At 38.9% G+C, this 9,686-nt stretch carries 9 protein-coding genes; 6 read left to right on the forward strand and 3 right to left on the reverse strand.

The window, feature by feature from the left end:
* Window positions 1-76 precede the first annotated feature (76 nt).
* Window positions 77-1,972, reverse strand: a complete 1,896-nt coding sequence (locus DS885_RS00585; protein WP_113817471.1) for a polysaccharide lyase family 7 protein — start codon at window positions 1,970-1,972, stop codon at window positions 77-79.
* Window positions 1,973-2,779: 807 nt separating this feature from the next.
* Between DS885_RS00585 and DS885_RS00590 the strand changes: the two genes are divergently transcribed.
* The 5 genes from DS885_RS00590 (at window position 2,780) to DS885_RS00605 (ending at window position 5,706) form a co-directional block, all read left to right on the forward strand.
* Window positions 2,780-3,064: a hypothetical protein gene (locus tag DS885_RS00590; RefSeq protein ID WP_113817472.1), complete on the forward strand. Its 285-nt coding sequence runs from the start codon at window positions 2,780-2,782 to the stop codon at window positions 3,062-3,064.
* 199 nt (window positions 3,065-3,263) lie between these two features.
* Window positions 3,264-3,452 carry a hypothetical protein gene (locus DS885_RS17445; RefSeq protein WP_147232318.1) on the forward strand — a complete coding sequence of 63 codons (189 nt, stop codon included), beginning with the start codon at window positions 3,264-3,266 and terminating at the stop codon, window positions 3,450-3,452.
* Window positions 3,453-3,763: 311 nt separating this feature from the next.
* A complete protein-coding gene (locus DS885_RS00595) occupies window positions 3,764-4,315 on the forward strand; it encodes a DUF3455 domain-containing protein (protein ID WP_113817473.1) in 552 nt (183 codons plus the stop codon).
* Between the two features lie 90 nt (window positions 4,316-4,405).
* The gene (locus DS885_RS00600; RefSeq protein ID WP_220149619.1) at window positions 4,406-4,978 is read left to right on the forward strand and encodes a sigma-70 family RNA polymerase sigma factor; all 573 of its coding nucleotides are present in this window, start codon (window positions 4,406-4,408) and stop codon (window positions 4,976-4,978) included.
* On the forward strand, window positions 4,975-5,706 hold the full coding sequence (locus DS885_RS00605; protein WP_113817474.1) for an anti-sigma factor: 732 nt from the start codon (window positions 4,975-4,977) through the stop codon (window positions 5,704-5,706). The genes DS885_RS00600 and DS885_RS00605 overlap by 4 nt, the downstream gene beginning before the upstream one ends.
* A 131-nt stretch (window positions 5,707-5,837) precedes the next feature.
* Here the strand turns inward: DS885_RS00605 and DS885_RS00610 are convergent, their stop codons facing one another.
* The gene (locus DS885_RS00610) at window positions 5,838-6,638 is read right to left on the reverse strand and encodes an AraC family transcriptional regulator (RefSeq protein ID WP_113817475.1); all 801 of its coding nucleotides are present in this window, start codon (window positions 6,636-6,638) and stop codon (window positions 5,838-5,840) included.
* Between the two features lie 87 nt (window positions 6,639-6,725).
* Between DS885_RS00610 and DS885_RS00615 the strand changes: the two genes are divergently transcribed.
* On the forward strand, window positions 6,726-8,123 hold the full coding sequence (locus DS885_RS00615) for an SLC13 family permease (protein ID WP_113817478.1): 1,398 nt from the start codon (window positions 6,726-6,728) through the stop codon (window positions 8,121-8,123).
* Window positions 8,124-8,713: 590 nt separating this feature from the next.
* Here the strand turns inward: DS885_RS00615 and pyrF are convergent.
* Window positions 8,714-9,529, reverse strand: a complete 816-nt coding sequence (pyrF, locus tag DS885_RS00620) for an orotidine-5'-phosphate decarboxylase (RefSeq protein WP_113817476.1) — start codon at window positions 9,527-9,529, stop codon at window positions 8,714-8,716.
* Window positions 9,530-9,686: the final 157 nt, after the last annotated feature.

Below are 9,686 nucleotides of genomic sequence, written 5' to 3' on the forward strand. Positions count from 1 at the left end.
CTAAAGTGGGTGAGCATCATATTGCGTATAAAATACTTGTTATAAAATAACTGAGTTAATAATAATACAAGCCTTATTAGTGGCTAACATCAATCACTTTAAAAGTAACCGATGCATAGTCAGGAGAGCTTGTTCCTGTTTTATTTTGGTTGTATAAACCGGCTTTAAAGTACATGTAATCATCTGCATAAAAGTCATCAATTGTAATCGCATCGGTGTCACTTGATACACGGATTAACTGCTTAGACCGTGTTTTAGTGTACTCGATAGAATCAGCAGTGGTATAAGTATAGCCATCATGCCATACCGTTACCTTCAACTGATCACCAGTGAGGTCAATCTCATAGCTCCACTCATCACCCAAAGCAATCCCATTTTCTGGCTCAACTGGGTCTCCGCTTGCATCTTCATCAGTATCATTTTTATCAGTGAAACCAATGACGTTAATACGATCACCGGGGTCACCACTAGAGTCGTCAACGGTGAAGAACACTGAACCTTTATCGTGTTCAGGCAATTTTCGGTAATAAATTTTCACCGGCTCATGGTCTTCGCCGTGGATTTGGCCCACAATAATACGACCAATTTGGTCTTCACTGTCCGCATCAACGGAGACAGTATTAACAATTAATGTCGCTTTCATATTGCCATTAACACCGCCCACCAAGTCTTGATTACTGTCAGAAGCTTCACTGGTTACCCAATTATTTTTAGTAAAGCCTTTAACATTTGCGTCACCGCCATCTGTATACCTTGCCATTAACTCTCGTAATTCAGAGCGAGGATAAGTTGACCCACCAGAACTTGCAGCATCATTAGCGACGGTAAAGGTTGGGCACCCATCATCCCACGTGATCTCTTCTGCACCATTGGAGCCTAATGTTTTGTTATCTACTAAGTCTTGAATGTCTTCTACATCATTCATGGAGACACCATCACCCGTGGTATAACCCCAAATTGACATATCAATATTACAACTACCGACAAATGTTTCTTCAACTGTTGATTCTTCAGTTTCCTCGGTTGTTTCTTCCGTGCTAGCCTCTTCAACACCATCATCAGAACAACCCAATACCTGCGCTTCAATAATACTATTCCAGGTAGAGCCTGCTGAATTGCCCGAACCAGTAACGCGTACATAACGTGCTTCTGAATCTGTGACATCGATAGTTTCATAACTCGCATCATTACCTGATGAAATACCACCTGCATACACAGAGGACCAGTTACTGTTATCCGTTGAAGTCTCTATATCAAAATAATTACTACGTTGATCCCCTTTATACCATTGAATTGCCAACTCTTTTACAGTGGCTTCACCTGCTAAATCAAAAGTGATTGCTTTACCAATCCCTTTTGATGACCAACGTGAATCACTTGAAGTATTTTTATCAATCGCATTTTCAGGGCCATGGCCGTCATTGGTACCATCATCGCTGGCTGAATCTATCGCTAAAGAAACATTACCACTACAGGTACCTGACTCTATACTCTCCTCAACCACTTCAGTTGTACCTGTACTGGTTAATGCAAAATCATCAAAACGCGCTTCAGCTCCATAATAATTACCAAAAATAGTAATAGTAGTAGCAGATCCTGAGTTAAAAGTTGCGGTAACAAGCTCATAATCATCGCCACCACCTGTGCGTGTATAGCGTGTACCGTTAACGGTTGCGCCTATTTTACCCGTGCCTTTGATATACGCTGTTAGTGCATAATCCGTATTCGCTTCAACTGATACATCTTGTTCAAACTTACCGCCATCACCCGTGATCTTAGCCGCTTTAGAGCCACTACGTTGATCACTAGAGATCGAAGATGGATCTGTATCTATCCAGCTATCGCTGGTGAAACCATCTTCAAATCCAGCATTTACAATGCTAACAGATGCAGCACTAGCTGCTGGGATAACAGTGACGGATAATGCAGCAACAAGTGCTGTTGTATATCTCAGTTTTGTTTTGAGTTGCATAAAAGATTTCCTTAAGTATTAGATTCCATAGAAGTGGTAAAGCAATAACCTCCTATCATTGATTAATTTAGCCTTGTCTATCGCATAAAATGCGCGACCTAGGATTAGACAATTTGTAATACTTAACAACCAATTCGAGAGCAAAAAGCGACCAAAAACAAAATTATAACTAATTGAAACTTCAATGATCACATTTACAGATAATTGAGCGTTTAAAAAATGAACTAAACTAAAAAACAATAAACAACTGAAAAATATAGATAAATTTATAATATATCGCCAATATCACTGTTAATATTATTGAAGCGCTATTTCACCTCTACTTCTGTCATGACAAAAAAAATAAAACACAAATAACGCAGAAAAAACAATATTTCAATATGTTGTAAAGAATAAATACAATATCTTTCGTTCATATCAACGACAAAATAATGCAATCTACTAGGGAAAAATTAACATCATAACCAGCGAAGCAATCACTATTGAATGAGAGCATTGAATTATTTATTCATCAAAAACACTATTCATACAATATTATTAAAAGAATAGTGTAATGAAAGCGATGATTGTAAAAAGTTATATGAGTGTGGATTTGAGAAAATATATAAAGAGATACCTAGGCAGACCGGTGATTGCTTCAGACAATACATTGCTAGACTCGGCTTCCTCCGAACAGCGGTGTTTACACCTTCCCCCTTAATGAGTGGCTATATTGTATTGGCGATATTCGATTGACAGCTATACTATGTAGTTGTTAATAACATGAGATATTTCTACAACGTCCATCACAATAAGCGTCATTATTATATGCAAATCATACAAGCAAATATCAGTCATTTAGATGCCTTTCTAGCCTATGCAAAACAATGTGCTGATGACGGGTTACATTTATATTCGTCTACCATTGAAGATCATCAAGCTTATTTTAAAAAGCGCTTAGCTTATGCTGAAGGTAAACAATTACCCGCACATTGGCCTGCTATCACCACATACTTCTGTATTAAGTCGGCGCATATTTTGGGGTCAATAAGAGTCCGTCATGGCATCAATGAAAAGATAGAGAATATAATACCAATCATAGTAAGTAACTGATCTATTTTACTTGTTAAAACAACTTATTTTTTCGTTGTAAGTTTCGTATAGGGAACAACCATTTACATCAACTTACGCCTCAAACTAAGCCATTTTTCCGGCGCAAAATTTAGATCAGTTATTTAATACAATTGGTATAACAGGTCATATTGGTTTCGAGACACTCCCAACTGCCAGAAAAAATGGCATTGCTTACAGCATGCTCAATTGGGTACTCACCCATGTAGTCAATGATAAGGTACTGATCACTTGTTCTGATAAAAATATCGCCAGTAAGCGATTAATAGAAAAATGTGGAGGGCAATATTTAGGCGACTTTTGTTCTGAAAGTAATGAGCAACGAATATTACGTTACCAATTACACACTAAGTCATTAAACAATGCTTAATGACTTAAACAAAAAATAAAATGAGCCATGTTATCAGTAAATCAGCACTTATCACTGACAAAACACTTGAGTTTCAGTTAATTTTAAAAAAATAATCATTTAGTTGAATCCAACATATATTAATTAAAATTCAATAACTTAATAAAAAAGTAACGTATATTTATCAGCAAAAATCCCACTATTTCAAAAATAATTTAACTTTATTTCATTTTCACTGCATCCAAATCAGCTTGTCGATTGTAGTACCTAATAACAGTAGAAAAACAGCTGTTTTTCAAATTCGACATTTACCAATAGATAGGGAAACGACAATGAAAAATCAATACATGTTAAAAGCACTAAAAATCACAGCAGCATCAGCCTTAATGATGGCAGCGACGCAATCTTATGCAGGTTCTTTTTCTCAAGAAAACTTACCAAGTGAAGTACGTGTACCGGCAGGTAACATGGTCGCTATGTTTACTGCTGCAAAAGGGAACATCACTTGGGAATGTAAAGTAGATACATCAGATGAAGAAAAAGCAAAATGGGCATTTGCAGGTCCGCGTGCCATCTTAAGTGACAACAAAGGTAACCATTTAGTATCGTACTTTGGTCCACCAGCAACATGGGAATCGCTTGACGGTTCATCAATTACAGGTAAACAACTTGCAGTATCTCCTTCAGCTAAAGGCAGCATTCCAATGCAGTTAGTGAAAGCAAATGAATCTGAGCGTCCTGGCGCATTAAAAGATGTTACTTACATCCAACGTATTAATCTCAGTGGTGGCGCAGCGCCTGAAACAGGTTGTAATATGGATAAACTGGGTCATAAAGTAGTGGTTAACTACTCTGGTGAATACTTATTCTGGAAAGCAAAATAAATTAATTGTCACCCCTTAGAAATAGTTTCTAAGTAATGACTTAAAACGCCCAGTTACGTATACTGGGCTTTTTTTCATTAGGGAAATAATGTGTCATCATCAACAGGATTTGATTATGAAGGCGTTCTGCACCAATGCGCTCAAGGCGATCGGCACGCGTTAAGACAGCTGTATGAACAAGAAGCATCAAGATTACTTACAGTGGTGTTGCGAATCTTAAAAAACCGCCCGTTATCGGAAGACGTTGTGCATGATGCCTTTATTAAGATTTGGAAAAATGCAAACTCTTACCATCAAGAACTTGGTTCTGCACGCGGATGGGTGTACACATTAACCCGTAACTTAGCGTTGAATGCGTTAAAACATACAAATCGCCAAGTATTGGCTGAACCAGATTTTTTACTCGATCTCTGTGATAACCAAGTACTGGCCTCCGCAGAAGAATCTAATGAAATGCAGGCATTAGCCGAAGATCACCTTGCTCAAGCGTCTTTACAAACCTGTTTAGAGTACTTAGAGCCAGAGCGTAAATTATGCGTGTTACACGCTTATGTTGACGGCTATACACAAGATGAAATTGCTAAATTGATTGATAAACCTCTTGGCACCGTAAAATCATGGATCAAGCGCAGTCTGAATGCTTTAAAGGAGTGTTTAAAATGAATAAAGAAACACCAAAAACTCCTAATATAGATGACCAGTTAGCAGGCCAATATGTGCTTGGTACACTAACAGTAGAAAAAAGAAGTGCATTTGAACAACGTTTAGCCAACAGTCCAGAGCTACAAAAAGAAGTGAATCAATGGCAAGCACACTTTTTATCGATTACTGATCGACTTGAACCTGTCGCAGCACCTCAACCGCTATCAGCTCGTATTGAACGTAGTTTAGATGAGCTTGAGCAGCCACCTAAACCCATCACTCAAGCAAGCACAAATCCGATTGCCTCTTTCTGGCAAAACTTAGTGTTATGGCGTGGTATCTCAATGGCATGCTTCGTGCTAGCTATGGTACTTGGTATTAAATTACACACTGCAGCACCGGTACTCAGTGAACCCACTTATATTGCTGTGTTAGTACAACCAGAAAATAAAACACCAGGTTGGGTTATACAAACGAGTCACAGTAACCAAATGCAACTAGTACCGTTAGGTGCGGTAGAAATACCAGCAGGGAAAGCATTACAGTTTTGGACTAAAGCAGAAGGTTGGGATGCGCCAGTCTCATTGGGTTTAGTGAAAAAAGGCGAAACGCTTAAAGTTGATATCAACAAGCTACCACCACTCACTGAAAACCAATTGTTCGAGTTAACCCTAGAACAGGAAACCGGCTCACCAACAGGTAAACCAACAGGCCCAATCACCTCAATCGGCCGTGGTATTTCAATGTAATACTGCTGCGATTAAAGAAAGTGGAAATACAACACTGAGTACACGTGTTGTATTTCTTTTTATAATTTATCGGTTATCAATCACTGTAAAACAGGCAACCTAAAACGCCTATATAATACCAATCACAAGCATTAATTTCTGCTTGCATAGGCTTGTGGTGTAAAACCAAACTGCATTTTAAAAGCATGAATAAAACTACTGACACTTTTATACCCTAACTGGTGCGCTACTGCCGTAGTGCTCTGCCCTTCGTTTAACTGTCCTAGGGCATTCATCAATTTAAAACGACTCCGCCATTGTCGGTAAGTCATCCCAGTTTCAGCTTTAAATAAACGTTCCATCGTTCGAACACTGGCTCCCGCTAAACTTGATAAATCAACTAAAGATAAGGTTTGTTGTGGATGCTGCACCATATAACTCACCAAGCGTTGCAAACGTGGGTCTTTACCGGAATGAATATACACATCACTCCTTTCTAATATTTCTAACTCATCTATCGCCACTAGGCCCAAATGCTTAAGTCGCTGTTCCGTTAACAAATTTTTCTGTTCAGCTAAACGCAAAATAATCTCTTGCATTAATGGTGTCATGGTTAACATGGCAATATTCTTTTCAAACTTTCTAACTGGATAAAAAGGGTCAATATAGAGGTTGCGGATTTTAGTGTCCGTTTCACTACTCACTTGATGGGTAATTCCACCAGGTATCCACATAGCATGTGTAGATGAAACGACCCATACAGACTCTTCACCACTTACTCTAAGGATACCTTGCTCTGACCATAACAACTGTCCACGCGGATGATCATGCGCCACCATACCAGCCTCTGCCTGCATATTTCTCCCATGTGTAAGCACTGGTTGTTCTGGGTCGACTATGTATGCCATATCACTAGGTGGCAATGTTGTCGCCTTATGAATATCTTTTGTCATAAATCACACTTAAAACGTCATCAAGGTTGGATTATCATAACCATCAATGACCCAATTACCAACATTTTCATGATTAAGGATGCACAAGTGGAAAATAAAATCAGCATTAAAAAGTTAATCGCATTCGCCTTTATCCTGTTCGCTGTTTATATCATGTTATTCCCCATGGCTAACCAGCCTGTTGCATTTTCCTACAGCGCTGCGGTCATTTTAATTACTCTTACCTGTTGGAGTGCTTCATTATTTCCTCCCTTCTTAACTGGTTTAATTTTCTTTGCGTTAACCATTACACTGCAATTAATTGAACCTAATTTATTATTCGCAGGTTTTGGCTCTACAGCCGTCTGGTTAATTATTGCAGGCTTTATTATTGGCTCAGCTATTTCGTCATCAGGATTAGATAAAAGACTAGCTGCGATTATCGCACCGCACCTCACCATCAGCTATCCACGCCTGATAGCAGGGTTAGTGGTCAGCGCTATCTTGCTAGGGTTTATTATGCCCTCTTCCATTGGCAGAGCCGTGGTCTTGATTCCAATAGGCATGGCACTGGCAGAAAAAGTAGGATTTGCTCGAGGAAGTAATGGTCGTCGTGGTATTGCAACAGCGCTAGCCATTGCCTGTAACATGCCAAGCTTTGCGGTATTACCAGCTAATATTCCCAATATGATTCTAGCGGGCTCCAGTGAGAATTTGTTTAATGTGCACTTTGGTTACATGGAATACTTATTACTGCACTTTCCAGTATTAGGCCTAGTGAAGTCTTTGGCATTAATATGGTTAGTCTTAAAACTCTTTCCAGCCACCATTAACGCATCTGAAAATTCAGCACAATCAGAACAACAAAACACAGAGTTTGATCATAAATTACAATTAAAAGTATTAATCATTTTAAGCATTACCCTACTATTTTGGGTCACTGACTCACTGCATGGCATCAATGCCGCTTGGGTGGGTTTAGTGGCGGCGATTCTTTTATTAATGCCTAAATTCGGTGTTTTAGAACCAAAGAAATTTAATAGCTCAATCGATTTTGGCACGGTGATATTTGTCTCTGCTGCGCTAGGTTTAGGTACTTTGGTAAATGTATCCGGTGTGGGAGAGACCATGGGTGAAGCATTTATCCACCTACTACCTGAATCCGTTGAAAATACTTTTTTAAGCTTTATGTCGCTATCATTAATTTCAACAGTAACAGGCTTGGTGACCACTACCCCAGGAGTGCCAACAGTATTAACCCCCATGGCGGCTGATTTTGCACAAGCAACCGGTTTTTCAGTTCCCGCTGTATTAATGACACAGGTGATCGGTTTCTCTACGGTTATTTTCCCTTACCAAGTTGCCCCGTTGATTATTGCGATGCAACTGGCCAAAGAATCACTCGCTAGTTTGTTAAAAATCACCCTACCATTAGCACTGATCACCCTTATTATATTAATGCCACTGGATTACTTGTGGTGGCACTTATTAGGTTGGATAAATTAAGGTTAGGGAATGGTTAAAGGTTAAAGGTTAAAGGTGAAAGGTGAAAGGTATTAACCTAAAACATTAAAACATGCAGGTTAAAAAAAGGAATAGCAGAGCTCTTCCGCTCGTAATACTAGCCTGCCGGCTAACTCTCCCAGCGCCCCAAAGTCAAAACATGTTTCGTCACTTTTAAAGCAATGGTTAAGTGGAGTAATTAAGGACACGAAAATCTTCTTGGACTGGTCAAAGCTTTTGGGTGCCCCATAGCTCTACCAGGGATAATTTGCTGTGCGAAATCAATCGGAATGAATTTACTTTGGCAAGATAAGTCAGGTTTGCCTCTTTACTTTAAAAGAGTGCCATCACGTTTAACTCTGAGCGAATAATAGCTATTTGATCACAGAGGGAAGTTCAATCAAGGTTGTTTTTTATACAATGAGTAATTATAAAAAAGAACGTAAATACGCTCTTTGGGGAGAAATTCTACAGCCTCAACGCCGCGCTAAGCGGACTAAAATTGTTGGTTATAATGTGTAGCGAAGCGAAACCTAACCAACTGTTTTAGTTGATCTTCACCCGCAAAAGTGGACACCTTCCACTTGTTATACCTATTTTCGATATAAATTGATATCTGAGCGAAGTTTTAAAGTAGCTTCTCTAGCTTTGCTGGCAAAATCATCTCCATCACTAGCATAGATAACGCCTCTAGATGAACTAATAATTAAGCCAGTTCCATTTTCGGTTTTTCCCGCTTTAACTAAAGGTTCAATATCACCACCTTGCGCACCAACACCAGGAACTAGGAAAGGCATATCACCAACTATAGAACGAACCTCTGACATTTGGGATGGCCATGTAGCCCCAACAACAAGCAGGCAATTATTGTTATAATTCCACTTATCACTAACTAGTGAGGCGACTTTTATATATAAGGGCATTCCATCAACTTCCAGATCTTGGAAGTCATTAGCGCCTGAATTAGAAGTTCGGCAAAGTAGAATTGTGCCCTTCTCTTTATAATTAAGAAATGGCTCAGCTGAGTCAAAGCCAAGATAAGGATTCACTGTCACAGCATCTACTTTATAACGTTCGAATGCTTCTACCGCGTATTTTTCAGCAGTGCTACCAATGTCACCACGCTTAGAGTCTAAAATTATTGGTATTTTAGGATATTCACTTTGAATATATTGGATTGTTTTTTCAAGTTGAGCTTCTGCTGACTCAGCAGAAAAATAAGCAATTTGTGGTTTAAATGCACAAACTAAATCGTGGGTAGCATCAATGATTTCTTTATTAAATTTAAAAATTGCGTCTGGAACGTTACGTAAACTAGCAGGAAAACGATCCATATCAGGATCTAAGCCAACACAAACTAATGAATCATTTTCTTCCCAAATATTATTTAATTTTTCTATAAAACTCACTCAATACTCCTTTTGATAAAAAGCCCACTCTCAATAAACAAACTTAGGTATAACGCCGCACTAAGCGGACTAAAACAGTGGGTTTAAATGTGTAGCGAAGCGAAACGTAACCCACTGTTTTAGCTGATCTTCACCCGCAAAAGTGGACACCTTCCAC

Source organism: Psychromonas sp. B3M02 (genome assembly GCF_003318165.1).
Taxonomy (GTDB): Bacteria; Pseudomonadota; Gammaproteobacteria; order Enterobacterales; family Psychromonadaceae; genus Psychromonas.